Annotated in this window: 17 protein-coding genes; 7 read left to right on the forward strand and 10 right to left on the reverse strand. The window is 70.1% G+C overall.

Features of this window, described 5'->3' with window-relative positions; genetic code table 11:
• Nucleotides 1–107: 107 nt before the first annotated feature.
• A complete protein-coding gene (locus tag HLB44_RS01565) occupies nucleotides 108–2141 on the forward strand; it encodes a tetratricopeptide repeat-containing protein (RefSeq protein WP_173119906.1) in 2034 nt (677 codons plus the stop codon).
• 70 nt (nucleotides 2142–2211) lie between these two features.
• Here the strand turns inward: HLB44_RS01565 and HLB44_RS01570 are convergent, their stop codons facing one another.
• Together HLB44_RS01570 and HLB44_RS01575 are read right to left on the reverse strand one after the other, a co-directional pair.
• Nucleotides 2212–3381, reverse strand: a complete 1170-nt coding sequence (locus HLB44_RS01570; RefSeq protein WP_173119908.1) for a patatin-like phospholipase family protein — start codon at nucleotides 3379–3381, stop codon at nucleotides 2212–2214.
• A 23-nt stretch (nucleotides 3382–3404) separates the two neighbouring features.
• Entirely contained in the window at nucleotides 3405–4373 is a 969-nt protein-coding gene (locus tag HLB44_RS01575) for a peptidoglycan-binding domain-containing protein (protein ID WP_173119910.1), read from the reverse strand.
• Nucleotides 4374–4491: 118 nt separating this feature from the next.
• On the opposite strand from HLB44_RS01575, the gene HLB44_RS01580 reads away from it, so the two are divergent.
• The 6 genes from HLB44_RS01580 to HLB44_RS01605 are packed head-to-tail and all read left to right on the forward strand — an operon-like array spanning nucleotide 4492 to nucleotide 9002.
• Nucleotides 4492–5622, forward strand: coding sequence for an MlaE family ABC transporter permease (locus HLB44_RS01580; protein WP_173119912.1), 1131 nt, complete (start codon nucleotides 4492–4494; stop codon nucleotides 5620–5622).
• Nucleotides 5619–6392, forward strand: a complete 774-nt coding sequence (locus HLB44_RS01585; RefSeq protein WP_343051198.1) for an ABC transporter ATP-binding protein — start codon at nucleotides 5619–5621, stop codon at nucleotides 6390–6392. The genes HLB44_RS01580 and HLB44_RS01585 overlap by 4 nt, the downstream gene beginning before the upstream one ends.
• Nucleotides 6382–7371 (forward strand): MlaD family protein, encoded by a 990-nt coding sequence (locus tag HLB44_RS01590; RefSeq protein WP_173119914.1) that lies wholly within the window; start codon nucleotides 6382–6384, stop codon nucleotides 7369–7371. Before HLB44_RS01585 ends, HLB44_RS01590 begins: the two co-directional genes overlap by 11 nt.
• Entirely contained in the window at nucleotides 7368–8003 is a 636-nt protein-coding gene (locus tag HLB44_RS01595; protein WP_173119916.1) for an ABC-type transport auxiliary lipoprotein family protein, read from the forward strand. The genes HLB44_RS01590 and HLB44_RS01595 overlap by 4 nt, the downstream gene beginning before the upstream one ends.
• Entirely contained in the window at nucleotides 8000–8485 is a 486-nt protein-coding gene (locus HLB44_RS01600; RefSeq protein WP_173119919.1) for a DUF456 domain-containing protein, read from the forward strand. Before HLB44_RS01595 ends, HLB44_RS01600 begins: the two co-directional genes overlap by 4 nt.
• A gap of 22 nt (nucleotides 8486–8507) precedes the next feature.
• Nucleotides 8508–9002: a GNAT family N-acetyltransferase gene (locus tag HLB44_RS01605; RefSeq protein WP_173119921.1), complete on the forward strand. Its 495-nt coding sequence runs from the start codon at nucleotides 8508–8510 to the stop codon at nucleotides 9000–9002.
• A 7-nt stretch (nucleotides 9003–9009) separates the two neighbouring features.
• Here HLB44_RS01605 and HLB44_RS01610 read toward each other — a convergent pair whose 3' ends face one another.
• The 8 genes from HLB44_RS01610 to HLB44_RS01645 all read right to left on the reverse strand — a co-directional run bounded on the left by HLB44_RS01610 (nucleotide 9010) and on the right by HLB44_RS01645 (nucleotide 17576).
• Complete coding sequence (locus HLB44_RS01610; RefSeq protein WP_173119922.1) at nucleotides 9010–10374, reverse strand: HipA domain-containing protein; 1365 nt, start codon at nucleotides 10372–10374, stop codon at nucleotides 9010–9012.
• Between the two features lie 89 nt (nucleotides 10375–10463).
• Complete coding sequence (locus tag HLB44_RS01615; protein WP_173119924.1) at nucleotides 10464–10994, reverse strand: hypothetical protein; 531 nt, start codon at nucleotides 10992–10994, stop codon at nucleotides 10464–10466.
• An 8-nt stretch (nucleotides 10995–11002) separates the two neighbouring features.
• Complete coding sequence (gene fahA / locus HLB44_RS01620; protein ID WP_173119926.1) at nucleotides 11003–12331, reverse strand: fumarylacetoacetase; 1329 nt, start codon at nucleotides 12329–12331, stop codon at nucleotides 11003–11005.
• Nucleotides 12328–13632, reverse strand: coding sequence for a homogentisate 1,2-dioxygenase (gene hmgA / locus HLB44_RS01625; RefSeq protein WP_173119928.1), 1305 nt, complete (start codon nucleotides 13630–13632; stop codon nucleotides 12328–12330). The genes fahA and hmgA overlap by 4 nt, the downstream gene beginning before the upstream one ends.
• A 1-nt stretch (nucleotide 13633) precedes the next feature.
• Nucleotides 13634–14608, reverse strand: a complete 975-nt coding sequence (locus HLB44_RS01630; RefSeq protein WP_173119930.1) for a Bug family tripartite tricarboxylate transporter substrate binding protein — start codon at nucleotides 14606–14608, stop codon at nucleotides 13634–13636.
• A 38-nt stretch (nucleotides 14609–14646) separates the two neighbouring features.
• Nucleotides 14647–14841, reverse strand: coding sequence for a DUF2783 domain-containing protein (locus HLB44_RS01635; protein WP_173119932.1), 195 nt, complete (start codon nucleotides 14839–14841; stop codon nucleotides 14647–14649).
• Between the two features lie 17 nt (nucleotides 14842–14858).
• On the reverse strand, nucleotides 14859–16610 hold the full coding sequence (locus HLB44_RS01640; protein ID WP_173119934.1) for an FAD-dependent oxidoreductase: 1752 nt from the start codon (nucleotides 16608–16610) through the stop codon (nucleotides 14859–14861).
• Nucleotides 16611–16622: 12 nt separating this feature from the next.
• Entirely contained in the window at nucleotides 16623–17576 is a 954-nt protein-coding gene (locus HLB44_RS01645) for an MBL fold metallo-hydrolase (RefSeq protein WP_173119936.1), read from the reverse strand.
• Nucleotides 17577–17643 lie beyond the last annotated feature (67 nt).

Raw genomic sequence — 17643 nt, forward strand, 5'->3', positions numbered from 1 at the left:
CGTCAATCGCCAGTTTGGAACCGGGCTGCTCTCTCCTCAAGCCGCATGACGCGCAGCGGGCCGAAGCGCACTAGGCTGGCGCGATCGACGATCGACAGGGGGCGACGATGAACTGCTTCGTGGTCAGGGGCTTCGGCGTCAAGCGCGACTCGGATGGCTGCGAGATCGACTTCGATCGCATCCACCGCGAGCTGATCGAACCGGCCCTGCAGAAGTGCGGCATCGCCGGCGGCACGACCACGCAAGTGGTGGAGCCAGGCAACATCCAGGAGGACATGTTCCGCCTCCTGCTGCAGGCGGACCTGGTGGTGTGCGACATCACGGTGCACAACGCCAACGTCTTCTACGAGCTCGGCGTGCGCCATGCCCTTCGCAAGAAGCACACCGTGCTGATCAAGGGCAGCCCGTCGGCCGACAAGACGCCGTTCGACATCGGCGGCAACCGCTACCTCGCCTATGCCGTGGCGCAACCGGGCGCGCAGGTGGACGCGCTCGTCGCCGCGATCGAGGCCGCACGCTCGGGCTACCGTGAAACCGACAGCCCGATCTTCCTGATGCTGCCGCGCCTGCCCGAAGCGGACACCAGCGTCGTGACGATCGTGCCGCTGGACTTCGTCGAGGAGGTTCAGCAGGCCGAAGCGAGCCGCGACAAGGGCTGGCTGCGCCTGCTGGCCGAGGACGTGCGCGGCGAGTCATTCGAGTGGGAAGGCTCGAAGCTGATCGGCCGTGCGCAATGGTCGGTGACCGACTTCGAAGGCGCCCGCGCGACGTGGGAGGCGGTGCGCAAGCGGTCGCCGCTCGACCTCGACGCCAACCTGGCGCTGGCCAATGTCTACGAACGGCTCTACAAGCGGGAGCTCGATCCCGTGCTGCTGGAGCAATCGAACCAGGCGATCCAGAAGGTGCTCGACCGCCAGAACCTGATGCCCAAGCAGCGCTCCGAGGCGCTCGCGCTCGAGGGCCGCAACCTGAAGACGCTGTGGCGCCTGAAGTTCGACCCGCTGGAGACGCTCGATCAGCGCCGCGAGCGGGCGCTCGACATCCAGTTGAAGCAGTCGTTCGAGGCCTACCGCGATGCATTCAACATCGACCTGAACAACTTCTTCCCGGGCATCGCGGCCTACCAGATGGGCCGCATCCTGCAGTCCATCGCCGACAGCCCCAGGTTCCAGAACCTGTTCACGCTGGGCAACCGCAAGCTCGCCGCCGAGCGCTACCGCGAAGACCTCGGCGGCCAGCTCACCGCCCTGGAACACGTCGTGCGGGCGTCGATCGAGCGCGCGCTGACCCCCGGCGCGAGCGACAGCGAGACCGCGACCTGGGCGGCCATCAGCGCCGCCGACCTGCTGTTCCTGACGGAAGGCGACGAGGCTGACGCCGGGGCGAGCGCGACCGTGCAGGCCTACGAGGCGGCGGTGCCACGCTCCGGCTTCTACTGGAACGCTGCCCGAGGCCAGCTGAAGTTGTTCGAGCAGCTGGGACTGCGCGGTGCCATGGCAAACGCCGTCATCGAACGCCTGGATGGACCGCCCGCAACGGGCGGCACGCGCAAGCCGCGTCTGGTCGTCTTCAGCGGACACACCGTGGACCGGGGCGACGCGATCCGGCCTCGTTTCCCGAAGGGCCGGGAAGACCTCGCGCGCACGCTGATCGTCGATGGCCTGCGCAAGCTGAAGGCCGACGGCGAGCCGCTGGTCGTGCTGGTGTCGGCAGCCCCCGGGGCCGACATCCTGGCGCTGGAAGCCTGTGCAGCCGAGGGCATCGACACCTGGTTGTGTCTGCCGATGGAGAAGGACGCGGTCGCCCGGGAGGTGTTCAGCCACTACGACGACACCTGGCGCAACCGCTTCCTGGCGCTGTGGGCAGCGCATGCGAAGGGGCGCCGCCTGGTGCTGCAGCGCGGCGCTGGCCTGCCGCGCTGGCTCGCGCGTCGGGAGACGCTGACGCCATGGGAGCGCGGCAGCCGATGGATGATGCACCTGGCCGAGTCCTGGGACTGCGAACGCCGCACGCTGCTCGCGCTGTGGGATCGCAACGAGCAGGACGGCTCGACGGCCGGCACGGCGCAGATGGTGCGGCTGGCCCGCATCGGCGCTTTCGAGATCAGCACGATCGACGCCACGCCGCTGGCCTCGCCATAGGCTCGCACCGCCGCGCCGGTCGGGCGCCAATGCCCGGCCGGCGGTTCGCGCCCAGGACCCTCGCGCCCGATCAGGCCGGCTCGTCCTTGTCGAATACAGGCGGAAAGTGAGCGGCCTGCACCTGGCGCTCGGCGATCGCTTGGCCGATCTTCTTCAGCTCGTCCAGGTTCCCGGGCTCGTCCATCACCTCCATGCCGCGCAGGTAGTCGTCGGAGACATCGCGCTCGAGTGCCGACTTGAACCAGTCCCTGTCGAACAGCGCGTTGTAGCGCTGGTAGGTCAGCATCGGGGTCTTGCCCAGCACCGGCCCAGCCAAACCCATTTCACGATCGATCCGGCGCGCGGTGTCGCTGACCGACAGCCACTGCAGCATCGCTTCGACGAGATCGCCGCAGTCCTCCATCAGGCTGTTGAGCGCCGCCACGCCCTGCAGTGCCGCCAGCCTGCTGATGTCCACCGTCGGGCTGGCCTTGCCGGTGCCGACCGAGACCAGCAGCAGCTTGTCGGCGCCGGTCTGCCAGCCGAACTCGTAGCCGCCCATCGTCACCGCCATCAGCGCATGCAGGCTCGGATTGTTGTGCGGACTGACGCCGCCGTCGACGAAGTGGCCGGTGGTGTCCCGGCGGTCGGGCCGGTCCGGCGAATGGATGGAGATCAGCTCCGGCTCGAAGAATGTGGGGGCCGCGGTGCTCGCGCGGATCACCTGCCACAGCGGGTACTCGCCGTTCGGAATGGTCGTGCTGCGGTCGTCGCCGGGCTTGAAGTACTTGGCCCGCGGGTTGTTCGTCAGCACCCAGGTGCTGCCGGTGTCGAGCCGCTTGGCGACCACCAGCAGACCGGTGCGGAAGTCGGTGCAGTTGAGCGTGCGCGTGCCGAACACGCCCTGCAGCGCCGCGGCAACCTTGTTGGCATCGAACTTGTCGCTCACGAATCCGCGCCGCCAGAAGCTGCGCTTGAACACCGTGGCGCCGAGCGCGCGATAGTGCTCCTCGATCTGATCGACCGTCATGCCGAGCGACAAGCCGCCGGCAATGATGGCACCGGTGGATGTTCCGGCGATCAGATCGAAGTAGTCGCCCAGGCAGGTGGCGCCGACGCGCTCTTTCAGCAGCGCTTCGATCTTGCGCAGCACCTGCAAGCTCAGCATGCCGCGCAGGCCACCGCCGTCGAGCGAGAGGATGCGCTTGGGCGCCGGCGCGGGCGAGAGATGCTGTTCGAAGCTGCGGAAACCGGTGCTCATGGGGGGTCCTTTGTCAGTCGAGGTCAACGCACGGCATCGCGCAGGCCGATGCCGAACTGGCTTTCCAGGTCGTAGGGGATGCCGTGCACGGTTCCCTCGCCGCGCGCGATGCACAGCTTGCGCGACCGCACGTCGTCCACCCAGCGCGGATTGGCCGCCTGCGCGCGGCGATTGGCGACGATCTCCATCAGCGCCAGCTCACGCCTGTCTGGCGCCAGGCCCGGGCCGAGGTTTCGCTCGTCGGCACGAATCTGCGCCTTGACGATCGCGCTGATGCTGCCGTTCTGGACCACGATGTCGAACATCAGTGCCAGCGCCCGCTCGCTCGTCAGCCCGAACTCCCTGCACAGCGCGGCGGCGGCATCGAGCCGCTTGCCGGCGTGCCGGGTCTGGATCGCCTGGAACTCCGGCGTCCTGCCCAGCGACTTCGCGAAGCCGCGCCAGGGTTCGTGAACCGTGTGCTTGACCGGATGCTGCACCGAGCGCGCGAAGGCCATCAGCTCGTCCTTGTCGGAGTCGAGTGCGAGCTTCAGCGCCTCGAGGTGCCCGCCGAAGATGTCGCCGAGCACGTTCGGATGCTGCGTGAACATGTCCGCCAGCAGCGGCTGCAATGAGCCCTGGCCGAAGTTCCATTGCAGCACGCCGAAGCTGATGCCCTGGCCATCAAAATCGCCGCTGAGGCCGCAGAAGCACTCCGGCTCACCCGCGCCGGTTTCGAAGGAGCCGGTCAGCGCGAGGCAACGCCGGCCCAGGTCCGAATCGGTGACCCGCACCGGCGGCCGGATCTCCTCGGAGAAGAGCCGCTGCCACGTCAGCGCGCCGACGATGCCATCGGCCTCGAGCCCGACCTCGCGCTGGTACTTCGTCACTGCAGCGAAGGTGCCGCCGCCGAACTGGCCATCGACCGGGCCTGCATACACACCGAGCTCCGCCAGCTTGCGCTGCAGCCGCAGAACTTCGTCGCCGCTCGAGCCGAGCTTGTAGACCGCCATGGCAGCTCCTCATGTGGAAGGCAATCTCCGGATTGCGCGCCCGTCTGCCGATCGGCGCATCGTCATTTCGGATGACGCGGGGCCGCGCCCGGCGGCAAGTGCGCTCCAATACGGGCCCATGGCCCCTCCCGCCGGCGCTGCCGACACCCTCCCGCCCGAAACACCCTGGCTCACGCTGACGAGCGATGAACGCGGCCGCGTGCTGCGCCTGTCCGGCGCCTGGCGCCTGGCGCACCTGGTGCCGATCGAGGGCGCGTTGGCCGGCGTCGCCGGAGTGCCGGCCGTCGTCGACGGCAGTGCGCTGACCGAGCTCGACAGCGCCGCGGGGCTGGTGCTGCTGCGTGCGCTCGGGGAGGCCGAGCCGGGGTTCATCGGCTTCGCGCCGGCGCACGCGCGCATCCTGGCGGCGCTGCGGGCGCGCCGCATCGAGCCGCTGCCGGCGCCCGAGCGGCGTTCGAACCCGCTGTCGCGCCTCGGCCGCCGCGGCGTCGACGTCGGCGCGCTGCTGCTCGGCCACCTGCAGTTCTTCGGCCGGCTGATGGCCGCCTTCGGCGAGCTGCTGCGCGCGCCGCGCCGCCTGCGCATGCGTGAGCTGGTGGTGCAGATCGAGCAGTCGGGGCTCGATGCGGTGCCGGTGGTGATGCTGGTCAGCGCGCTGATCGGCGTCGTCTTCACCTACCTGCTCGGGCTGCAGGCGGAGAAGTACGGCGCCAACATCTTCGTCGTCGACGGTGTCGGCATCGGCGCGACGCGCGAGCTGGTGCCGATCATCGTCGCGGTGATCGTCGCCGGCCGCTCCGGCGCGGCGTTTGCGGCGCAGCTGGGCGCCATGCGGCTGGCCGAGGAGATCGACGCGATCCGCACGCTCGGGCTGTCGCCCGACCAGGTGCTGGTGGTGCCGCGCGTGCTGGCACTGATGCTGGTGCTGCCGCTGCTGGTCTTCGCCGGTGATGCAGCCGCACTCGCCGGCTCGCTGGCGATCGCGCGGCCGATGCTCGACCTCGGACCCACCGCATTCCTCACGCGCCTGCGCGAGGCGCTGGAGCTGCGCCACGTGCTGATCGGCCTCGGCAAGGCACCGGTCTTCGCGCTGGCGATCGCGCTGATCGGCACGCGCATGGGCATGACGGTCGGCCGCGATACGCGTGCCGTCGGTCTGGCCACCACCTCCACCGTCGTGCAGGCGATCGTCGCGGTGATCGTGCTCGATGCGATCGCAGCGGTGCTGCTGCAGGGGCTGGACTGGTGAGCGCCGCTCCGGTCATCGAGGTCGACGGCATCGTCAGCGCGTTCGGCGCGCAGCGCGTGCACGACGGCGTGACGTTCAGCGTCAACCGCGGCACGCTGGTCGCGCTGATCGGCGGCAGCGGTACCGGCAAATCGGTGCTATTGCGCGAAATGATCGGCCTGCACCGGCCGACCGCCGGCAGTGTGCGCCTGCTCGGCACCGACATGTGGGCGGCCTCCGACGCCGAGCGTGACGCCATCCGCCAGCGCTTCGGCATGCTGTTCCAGGACGGGGCGCTCTTCTCGTCGCTGACGGTGGCGCAGAACGTCGCGGTGCCGCTGCGCGAGCACACCACGCTGTCCGATGCGACGATCGACGCGCTGGTCGCGCTGCGGCTCGAGCAGGCCGGGCTGCCGCCGGAGGCCGCGGCGAAGCGGCCGAGCGAGATCTCCGGCGGCATGCGCAAGCGCGCGGCGATTGCCCGCGCGATCGCGCTCGAGCCCGAGATCCTGTTCCTCGACGAACCGACCTCGGGGCTCGATCCGATCACCGCGCGCGGTTTCGACCGGCTGGTGCGCTCGCTGGTCGACGACCTCGGGCTGACGGTGTTCCTCGTCACCCACGACCTCGACACGCTGCTCGGCGTCGTCGACCGGCTGATCGTGCTGGCGCGGGGCCGGGTCATCGCCGACGGCCGCGTCAGTGAGGTGATGGCGGTCGACGATCCGTGGCTTCGCGACTATTTCTCGGTTCGTAGAATGGTTGCGACAGGAGGAGTGAATGGAAGCTGAAGCGCGCTATACGTGGGTCGGCGCGGCGATCCTGTTGCTCGTGGTGGCGCTGGTCGGCTCGCTGGTCTGGCTGCGCAACGTCGGCGCGCAGCGCGACTACACCTACTACACGATCCACTTCGAGCACCAGTCGCTCGAAGGCCTGCAGATCGGCGCCGATGTCGAGCTGCGCGGCATCAAGGTCGGCCGCGTCGAAGACTATGCACTCGCCGGCGACGGCGCGAACCGCGTTCGCGTCGACCTGCGCGTCAACCGGCGTGCGCCCGTGCGCACCAACACGGTCGCGGTCGTCACCCGCAACCTGCTGACCGGCATCGCCGCGATCTCGCTGGTCAACGCCGACCCGCAGGGCAAGCCCTTGATCGATGCGCCGCCCGGCGAGGAGTACCCGGTGATCGCCGAAGGCCGCTCCAACCTCGAGGAGATCACCGGCCGCGTGAACCAGGTCGGCGAGATGGCGACCGCGGTGCTCGCCAGCCTGAACCAGCTGCTGCAGGCCGAGAACCGCGAGGCGCTGATGGGCACGGTGCGCAACCTGCGCACGCTGAGCGCGGGCCTCAACAGCCGGCTGCAGACGCTGGACGGCACGCTGACGCAGGTCGGCCGCGCGGCCGACGAGGTGGGCGGTGCCGTGACGCGCCTGAGCACGGCCGGCGAGCGCATCGCCACCGTCGCCGAGCGCGGCAGCGAGCGCCTGGACACCACGCTGGTCGAAGCCGAGCGCACGTTGACCGAAGCGCGGCAGGCGCTGGCGCAGCTGTCGAAAGCCACCGACAGCCTGCAGCAGCAGACCGTCGCCACCGCACGCCGCCTCGAAGACACCGCCGCCACCGCCGACGACCGCCTCGAATCGACGGCCGCCGAGCTGCGCCTGTCGATCGACGCCGCGACCCGCGTGCTCGAACGCCTGCATGAGCCGCGCGCCGCGCTGCTGGGACCGGCCAAGCGCCAGCTCGGGCCCGGGGAAAGCCTGAAATGACCACCCGCCGCCACTTCACGGCCGCGCTGCTGCCACTGCTGCCGGCCTGCCTGCCCTCGTGCGTGTCGGTCGACATCGGCCAGGACGCGCCGGCGCACACCTATCTCGGCCTGCATGACGACGGCCGCGGCGAGCGGCGCGCGCAGCCGCTGGTGCCGGCGCTGCTGGTGCAGGCGCTGCCGGCCGATGCGCTGGCCGAGACCGCGTCGATCGCCTACTCGCGCCAGCCGCACCAGTACGCCTTCTACCAACTCGCTTCGTGGACCGAGCGGCCGGTGCGGCTGGTGCCGCGGCTGCTGCAGCGGCGGCTCGAAGCGCGCGGCGTCGCGCAGGCGGTCGGCGTGCTCGGCGATCCGCTGCGCGCCGACTGGCTGCTGACGCTGTCGCTCGACGCGCTATACCACGATGTGAGCGACAGCCCGGGCCGCGCGCGGCTGGCGATCGGCGCCGAGCTGGTCGACCGGCGGCAGCGCAAGCGCGTCGCGCGGCGTTCGTTCGACGCCGCGGTGGTGGTCGCGCGTGCCGATTCCACGGCCGCGGCGCAGGGCCTCTCGGCAGCATTGACGCAGGTCTTCGATGCGCTGCTGCCGTGGCTGGAGACCAGCCTGCAGCAAGCGGCGACGTCGTCATGACCACGGATGTTTTGTGGTGGACGCTCAGCGTCGCGCTGATCGTGCTCGGCGTCGCCGGCACGGTGTTGCCGGCGCTGCCGGGCACGCTGTTCGTGCTCGCCGGCATCGTGCTCGGCGCCTGGATCGACGGTTTCACGCGGGTCGGCTGGGGCGTCGTCGCGCTGGTCAGCGTGATGGCGGTGATCGCCTGGGTGCTGGACTACGCGGCCGGGCTGCTCGGCGCCAAGAAGGCCGGCGCCAGCAAGCTCGCGCTGCTCGGCGCCGCGATCGGCACCGTCGCCGGGCTGCTGATGGGCATCGTCGGCGTGCTGTTCATGCCGCTGGTCGGTGCGGCGATCGGCGAATACATCGCGCAGAAGGACCATGGCCGCGCGGTCAAGGTCGGCATCGCGACCTGGGTCGGCATCATGATCGGCATGATCGCCAAGGTGGTGATCGCCTTCATGATGATCGGCGTGTTCATCGTCGCGCTGCTGTTCTGAACGCCATCCAAGGGAGCCTCGCATGCAGGAAACGACGCGCACGATCAGCCTGCGCGAAATCACCGCCGACACGGTGCGCGCGGTGTGCAAGCTGACGGCTGAGCCGAGCGGCTTCGTCGCGCCGAACGCGATGTCGATCGCACAGGCCCACTTCCATCCGAATGCCTGGTTCCGCGCGGTCTACGCCGACGACGAGCTGGTCGGCTTCGTGATGCTCGACGACAGCGCGCTGCTGCCCGAGCCACCCGCCGAGCCGGAGGTGGGACTGTGGCGCTTCATGATCGACGCGCAGCACAAGCGCAAAGGCTACGGCCGCGCCGCGCTGCGGCTGGTGATCGAGCACGTGCGGCGCACGCATCCGACGCTCGAGCGCTTCCTGACCTCCTGCGTACCAGGCCCCGGCACGCCGCGGCCGTTCTACGAATCGCTGGGCTTCGTCTTCACCGGCGAGGTCGACGAGGGCGAAGAGGTGCTGGCGCTGGATCTGCGGCCGACGCGGGACCGAGGGCAGGGCTGAAGGGTCGTCAACCCAGCCGCCGCGCCATTTCGGCCGCCACGGCGCGCAACGGCCGGGCGACCGGGGCATGGGCGGCCAGGCGCTGCCAGAAGACGCGCGCCGGGCCGCGGGCCGGGCCGGCGGCGGCCGCGGGGTCGGGCTCGAAGGGGCTGTAGTCGGCCGCGCCCCCGACCAGCACGTCGGGCCGCCAGCGCATCGGCAGCATGTCGTAGACCGGCGCCAGCGTGAAGGCGGGATAGGCCAAGGCCTGGCCGGGATGGGCCAAGGCCTGGTGCGGCCCGGCCGTCGACGCGCGCTCGACGAACAGGCTCAGGTTGCCGCCGTGCATGTCGGTGTTGCCGATCAGGCGCCCGAAGTCCGACAGCGCCCGCGCGCGTGCTGCATCCAGCGCGGTGAGCCGACCCTGCCGCGCCAATGCCTCGCAGCTGGCCGCCCAGCCGCCGTAGGGCCCGCCGACGAGGCCGTCGTGCACGGCGGCCACGGCGACCGCGTGGCGGCGGCCGGCCGCGCCGATGCGGTCGAAGCGCGGCGACAGCAGGTAGCTGCGCCGCGATGACTCGACGATGCGCGCTGCCGCCACCTCGACGCCATGCCCGGCGAGCACGGCCGCGGCCAGCGCCTCGCCATGCAGCAGGTCGTGCCAGCGCTCGCCGAAGGGCGTGCCGCGCGGCGGCGTGAACTTGACGACCAGCGCGGTGCCATCGGCCGCGCGCACCAGGAACTTCGGCTGCTCGCCGCCGGCCGACGAGCCGGCGGGCAAGGTGCGCGCGACGTCCTCGGCCAGGAGATCGAGCTGCGCCACGGCCAGCGCAGGCTCGGCCGGCAGCGGGAGCGCGTGCGCGAGCGGCTCGGCCGGTGCGGGTTCGCCGAGCACGATCGCACCGGGGGCATCGTGCAGCTGCAGCGCGGCGAAGAGCTGCATCTCCAGCGTCCAGCGCTCCGGGTTCGCATCGAGCCCGGCCGGCGCGAGGCGCTGCGCGAGCAGGCGGCCCAGAAAGCCCTGCGGCCGCAACGGCGCCAGGTACCAGGGCAGGCGATCGTGCTGCAGCGCGTCGAGCGCGCCGGCATCGACGTGCAGCGTGCGCCCCTCGCCGAGCAGGCTGAGCGTGCCCAGCCGCTGCGGCCTGCCGTCCTCGGCGATCCACCACAGCGGCTGCTGCGCCGCCCGGCCGAGCATCGCTCGCGCCAGCCCGTAGCGCGCGCGGCGGCCGCGCCCGAGCGGAAGCACCTGCGACGACAACGCGGCCAGCAGCCGCGACAGCGTCGGCTGGCTCTTGCGCAGCGCCGCCTGCAGCTGCGCGGAGCTGGCGACGCCGCCGCGCGCGGCGAGCGCGGCCAGGACCGCCAGCCGGTCAGTTTCGAGTGGATCCATGAATGGATGAACCGGGCCGATCTACACAGGTAACCGGCTCATCCATGAATAGTAGCTGAATAGATCTTGAATGGATTGTCTGAAGCTGTTCACTGCGCCGCGAAGCAGTACAGCAGCCCGTCGCCGCCGGTCCCCTTCAGCGCCGCCAGGCTGCAGCCGCCGCGTGACTGGTGCGACGAGTTCCACGAGGTCGCCCAGGGGTCGGTGGTCGGCCCGGTCTTGTCGTGGTGGCCGACGATCACCGCGCCCTCGGCGCCGCTGCGCGTCCAGTTGCCGCAGGTCAGGTCGGGATCGTTCGGCGAGAAGGCTGTGCCGTCGGCCCGCGTGCCGGTCAGGATGTCGTGGCGGTTCGGCGTGTCGCCGCGACCCGCGACCACCGCGCCCTTCTCGTCGAGCGCGGTCTGCTTGTTGATGTTGTTCGCCGCGCTGTGCAGGTCGTTGACATCGCGCCCGATCTGCACGCCCTTGGCGTTGTGCCACTGCCCGCTGCCGATGCGGTCGCGCGCATTGGCCACCGGCACGCCGTCCTTGGCTTGCGTGCTCAGGTAGGCGCGCCAGGTCCTGGCGCCGGCGCCAGCCGCGCTGGCCAGCGACTGGCAATGTTGATCGGCGCCGCTCAAGAAAACACTCAGCCGCGCGGGGCCACCGCCGGCAGCACCGTGCCCTCGCATTCGCCGAAGCCGATGCGCCGCGCGCCGCCGCGTTCGCAGTACGCGCGCAGCAGCACGCTGTCGCCGTCCTGCAGGAATGTGCGCTGCTCGCCGCTGGCCAGCGCGAGCGGCTGCTTGCCGCCCGCGCTCAGCTCGAGCAGCGAGCCGCCCTGGCCCGGCTGCGGCCCGGACTGCGTGCCCGAGCCGAGCAGATCGCCGCTGGCCAGGTTGCAGCCGTTGCTCGCGTGGTGGGTGATCAGTTGCGCCAGCGTCCAGTACGAGTCGCGGAAGTTCGAGGCCATCAGGCGCTGGTGCGGCTGGTCGGCCTCCCGCATCGCCGCGGTCTGCAGCCAGACCTCGAGGATGATGTCCAGGCCGCCCGACGCCCGATTCGCTGCACTGTCCAGGTAGGGCAGCGGCTGCGGGTCGTCGGCCGAACGCTCGAAGGCGACGCGGAACGGCGCCAGCGCTTCAGGCGTGACGATCCACGGCGAGATCGTCGTCGCGAAGCTCTTCGACAGGAAGGGGCCGAGCGGCTGGTACTCCCAGGCCTGCACGTCGCGCGCCGACCAGTCGTTCAGCAGCACCACGCCGAAGAGCCGGTCCTCGGCGTCCTCGATGTCGATCGGCTCGCCCATCGCATTGCTGCCGCCGATGAAGGCGCCGAGCTCGAGCTCGTAGTCCAGGCGCTTGCAGGGGCCGAAGCTGGGATGCGGATCGTCCGGGCCCTTGAACTGGCCGCGTGGCCGCCTGAAACCCTGGCCGCTGGTGACGATGGACGAGCCGCGGCCGTGGTAGCCGATCGGCACCCACTTGTAGTTCGGCAGCAGCGGGTTGTCCGGGCGGAACAGCTTGCCGACGGTGGTGGCATGGTGGATGCCGGTGTAGAAGTCGGTGTAGTCGCCGATGCGGCAGGGCACGCTCAGCTCGACCTCGGTTTGCGGCACCAGGCACAGCTCCAGGAAGGGGCCCTGCTCGCTGCCTTCGGTCAAGGCTTGCGACAGCGCAGTGCGCAGCGTGCGGCGCGCATCGGGTCCGAGGTCCATGAAGGCATTCAGGTCGCCGGCGGCCAGCGGCTGCAGCAGCGCCGCGACATCCGTCGGCCACGGGCACTGCTCGGCCGCGAGCTTCAGGTCCAGCACCTGGTCGCCGATCGCGATGCCGATGCGCCACGGTTCGTCGGTGTGGTTCCGGCGGAAGCGACCGTACGGCAGGTTCTGGATCGGAAAGTCAGCGTCCGCCGCATTGGCCGATTCGACCCAGCTGCGCAGCGCCGGGTCGTGCGTGGTGTCGAGTTCAGCGCTCATGCCTTGCCTTTCGCAAACTGGTCCTTCAGACCCTGCCAGCACTCGGCATAGGCCGCATCGAGCGCGCCGCCGTTCATCGCGAATTCGGTCGGCACCAGCCGGTAGCGGCTCTCGAACATGAAGGCCAGCGTGTTGTCGAGCTTGTGCGGCTGCAGCGGCGCCGTCGACGCCTTCTCGAAGGCTTCTTCGTCGGGCCCGTGCGGCACCATGCAGTTGTGCAGCGATGCGCCGCCGGGGCGGAAGCCCTCGGGCTTGGCGTCGTATTGGCCGTAGACCAGGCCCATGAACTCGCTCATCAGGTTGCGGTGGTACCAGGGCGGGCGGAAGGTGTCTTCGGCGACCATCCAGCGCGGCGGGAAGATCACGAAATCGCAGTTCGCGGTGCCGGGCGTGTCGCTGGGCGAGGTCAGCACCGTGAAGATCGACGGGTCCGGATGGTCGAAGCTGATCGAGCCGATGGTCATGAAGTTCGCGGTGTCGTACTTCACCGGCGCCAGGTTGCCGTGCCAGGCGACCACGTTGAACGGCGTCTGCTTCATCGCTGCCCGCCACAGCCGGCCGCCGAACTTCTTGATGATCTCGTAGCCGCCGTCACCGTCTTCGTAGGCCGCGACCGGCACCTGGAAGTCGCGTGCATTGGCCAGGCCGTTCGAGCCGATCGGGCCCAGCTCGGGCAGCCGGAACAGCGCGCCGTAGTTCTCGCAGACGTAGCCGCGCGAGGGCCCGTCGGGCAGTGCGATCTTGAAGACGACGCCGCGCGGCACCAGCGCGATCTCGCCCGGCTTGACGTCGAGCACGCCCATTTCGGTGGTTAGCACGATGCGGCCCTGCTGCGGCACGATCAGCAGCTCGCCATCGGCATTGACCAGCGCGCGGCGCTCCATCGAGCGGTTCGCGAGGTAGACGTGCGCGGCGATGCCGGTCTGCGCCTCGGCATCGCCATTGGCGGCGACGGTGCGCAGGCCATCGATGAAGTCCGCCGGCTCGGCGGGGATCTCGAACGGCCCCCAGCGCAGCGGCTCGGGCGGCAGGACCCCACCGGAGGCCGCACCGGTCAGCCAGAACGGCTGCGCATACGGCGCGTAGCTGCCGCTGACGACCGAGGGCTGGCGCCGATACAGCCAGCTGCGGCGATTCTCGGCGCGCGGCGCGGTGAACGCGGTGCCGGAGACCAGCTCCGGATACAGCGCCAGCGGCGCGCGCTGCGGGCTGTTGCGGCCCTGCGGCAGCGCGCCGGGCACGGCCTCGGTCGCGTATTCGTTGCCGAAGCCGCTCTGGTAGCGGCGGGTGTCGTCGGTCATGTCAGTCGAGTCTGATGTTGTTGGCGCGGATCAGCTGGCCCCAGCGTTCGCGCTCGGCGCGGGCGTAGGTGGCCATCTGCTGCGGCGTGCCGGGCAACGCTTCGAGCGCCAGCGTCTGGAAGCGCGCCTTGACCGGCGTCGATTCGAGCGCGGCGATCAGCGCCTTGTTCAGCTTGGCCACCTGCTCGGGCGGCGTCGCCGCGGGCACGACCAGGCCTTGCCAGGCATAGGCTTCGAAGCCGGTGAGGCCTTGTTCGGCGAGGGTCGGGATCTCGTTCATCGTTGGCAGGCGCTTCGGGCTGGCCACGCCGATCGCGCGCAGCTTGCCGCCCGTGCCGATGTACTGCTGAACGCTCGCGCTGTCCATCAGGCCGAACGGCACTTGGCCGCCGAGGAGATCCTGCACCGCCGGCGCGGCGCCGCGGTAGGGCACGTGGCTCAGCTTCAGGCCGGTGCGCTCGCGCAGCAGCTCGGTCGCCAGGTGGTGCGGGCTGCCGGCGCCGGCGGAAGCGTACGGCGTGCCGTCGGCGTTCGACTTGGCCCAGGCGACGAACTCCTTGAAGTTCTTCGCCGGCACGTTCGGCCCGACGACCAGGATCAGCGGAAAGCGCGCCAGCAGGCCCACCGGCGCGAAATCCTTCTCCGCGTTGTAGGGCAGCTTCGAGAACAGCGTCGGGTTCGCGGCCAGCGTCGCGAAGTCGGCCGTCAGCATCACGTGACTCGGGTCCTTGGCCTTGGCGACGTAGTCGGCCGCGATGTTGGTCGCAGCACCCGGCTTGTTGTTGATGACGAAGCCCTGGCCGCCGAGGTTCTTCGTCATCTGCTCGGCAACGGTGCGCGCGACGGTGTCCGAACCGCCGCCGGCGGCATACCCGACGACCCACTCGATCGGGCGCGAATCCTGGGCCGCGGCGAGCAGCGGCAGCGCGAACAGCGAGGTGAGCAGCGTGCGGCGGAGGGGGGAGGCGAGGGTCATGCGGTTGTCCCGATTCGTTGGAAGGAAGAGCAAGGGGATCAGGCGCTGTCGCGCGCGGCGTGCAGCGCTTCGCGCAGCACGGCGAGCGAGCCGATGTGGTTGGCAAGCAGCAGCACGAGGCGAGCGTTCAACGCCTGGCTTTGCGCGCTGTCGAGGCCGCGGTGGGCGTCGATCAGCGCTTCGTAGAAGTCGTCGGGGGCGTCGAGGTGCGGGGTGGTGATCAGGTGGTCCATATGGTCCTCGCCTCGCTTCAGGCCGACGCCAGTGCACGGCGCAGTGCCGCACGCAGCGCATCGCCGTCGGGCCGGCGCCAGCGTGCGCAGACATGCTGGTCCGGCCGCAGTAGCACGGCGGTGCCCGGTTGCAGGTCGTAGCGCTGCGCGATGCAGCCTTCGCTGTCGATGAAGGGTGCGTCGCTGCCGGCGGCGCCGATGGTCAGCAGCTTCAGGGGCGCGAGACCAACGGCCGCGGCGCGCAACTCAGTGGCGATGCGGGCGGTGTCCGGCCCGTCACCGAGCAGCAGCGTGAAACCATCGCCGAGCTGGCGCAGCAGCCAGCCCGGGTGGCCGTCGGGCCCGCGCAGCGGCGCATCGACCGCCGGCGCGCCCGGCACCATGCGGCCGGCGAAGACATCGCGATCGGGCGTGTTCAGCGCCGAGTCGCGCAGCGTCGCCGGCACCGACAAGCGCCCGCTGTTGACCAGCGTGCGCGCAAATCCATGCTCACGCGCCAGCTGCAGCACGGCATCGCGGAACACGCGGCTGATCTCGCTCTTCGGCGTGATGAAGTCGGTCGCGCGCGTCGAATTGAGGATGTTCTCGTCGGCGGCGAATTCACGCTCGGTGGCATAACTGTCCAACAGCGCGTCCGGGGCGCCCGACTGCAGCACCGCCGCCAGCTTCCACGCCAGGTTCTCCGCGTCCTGCACGCCCGAATTGGCGCCACGCGCGCCGAAGGGCGACACGCCATGCGCCGAGTCGCCGGCGAACAGCACGCGGCCATGGCGGAAGGCGTCCATGCGCAGGCACGAGAAGGTATAGACGCTGGCCCATTCGAGCGTGAACTCCGCCTCGCGCAGGGCCGGGTTCGCCGATGCCGCCAGCAGCGCCTTGACGCGCGGAATGATGTGCTCGGGCTTCTTCTCCTCGTCGGGATTGGCATCCCAGCCGAGCTGGAAATCGATGCGCCAGACGCCATCGGGCTGGCGATGCAGCAGCACGCTCTGGCCGGGATGGAAGGGCGGATCGAACCAGAACCAGCGCTCGGCCGGAAGACTGTCAGCCCCCACGCTTGCGGCTTCGCCGCGGCGCTGCCCCCCGAGGGGGCTCTCGGCCGCTTGGGAGCGGCCCGGCGCTGGCCTCGCCGCCGCCATCCGCACATCGGCAATCAGGAAGCGATCCTTGAAGGTGCGGCCGTGGCTTTCCTGACCAATCAATTGCCGCACCGCGGAGCGTGAGCCGTCGCAGGCAATCAGGTAGTCGGCTTCGATCGCGTAGTGGCCCTCAGGCGTCTCGACCGTCAGCCGCGCGTGGTCGGCGAATTGCTCGACCCCGGCGACCTTGTTCTTCCAGCGCAACTCGATCAGCGGCAATTCGGCCGCGCGCTCGGCGAGATAACCCTCGACGTAATACTGCTGCAGGTTGATGAAGGCCGGCCGCTCGTGGCCATGCTCGGGCAGCAGGTCGAATTCATAGACCTGCTGCTCGTGGAAGAAGACGCGGCCCAGGTTCCACGACACGCCTTTGTCGACCATGCGCTCGCCGACGCCGAGCCGGTCGAAGATCTCCAGCGTGCGCTTGGCGAAGCAGATCGCCCGCGAACCGGTCGACAGGCGGTCGTCGTTGTCCAGCAGCACCACGCGCTGGCCGCGCTGCGCGAGGTCGATCGCCAGACTCAGGCCCACCGGTCCGGCGCCGACGACGATGACCGGATGGCGCTTGGGCGCCGCGGCGTCCTGGTCCGCCGAGCGGCGGTAGGCGAAGGTGAGCTGCTGGTAGTCCACGGCCGGCCCCCGTCAGGCTTCCAGCGCTTTCCACATCGCCACGTCGCGCTCGGCGGTCCAGATGCGCGGGTCGGCATACTGCGTCGCTTCGTCGTAGCAGCGGGTGACGTCGAAGGGCAGGCAGTGGTCGAAGATCACCCAGTGCCCGTACTTCGGCTTCAGGGCCGCGTACGTGTCGCGATAGACGGCATTCAGGTCCTTGCCGGCGGCGACGCCCGCCTGCACGCTGGCGTACATGTCGGCGACGAAGGCGCGCGTGCCGGCCAGGCCCTGCGCCACCGCATCCGGCGTCGTCAGCGCGGCGCCGCGGCCCGGCACCAGCGCACGCGGCTGCAGCGCGGCGATGTTGTCCAGCGTCTGCGGCCAGTCCTTGAAATACGCGTCGCCGGCATACGGCGTGGCGTCGAACTCGACCAGGTCGCCGGAGAACAGGATCTTCTGCTCGGGCAGCCAGGCGACGGTGTCGCCCTTGGTGTGGCCGCGGCCGAGCTGGATCAGCTGCACTTCCAGCTTGCCCAGCCAGATCGACATCCGCCCCTCGAAGGTGATGGTCGGCCAGGTCAGGCCCGGCGGCACCGACTCGACGTTGCGAAACAGGCGCGGGAAGCGGCCGATCTCGCTCGCCTTGTCCTGCTCGCCGCGCTCGACGATCAGGTCGAAGGTGTCGCGGCTGGCGATGATGTGCTGCGGCGCATAACCCGAGGCGCCGAGCACGCGCACCGCGTGGTAGTGGCTCAGCACCACATATTTGATGGGCTTGTCGGTGACCTCGCGGATGCGGCGCACGACGTCCTGCGCCATCACCGGCGTGGCCTGCGTGTCGATCACCATCACCGCGTCGTCGCCGACGATGACCCCGGTGTTCGGGTCGCCTTCCGCCGTGTAGGCATAGGCGTTGTCGGACAACTTGGTGAAGCTGACTTGCTTCTCTTCCAGGTCGGCTTGGCTGGCGAATGCTTTGCTCATGACGAACGCGTTTGGTAATGTGAAAGTGTGTTGATCTTAGTCAACAAGTTCGATAATGTCGAACTCA

Source organism: Pseudaquabacterium terrae, assembly GCF_013266755.1.
Classification (GTDB): Bacteria; Pseudomonadota; Gammaproteobacteria; order Burkholderiales; family Burkholderiaceae_C; genus Pseudaquabacterium; species Pseudaquabacterium terrae.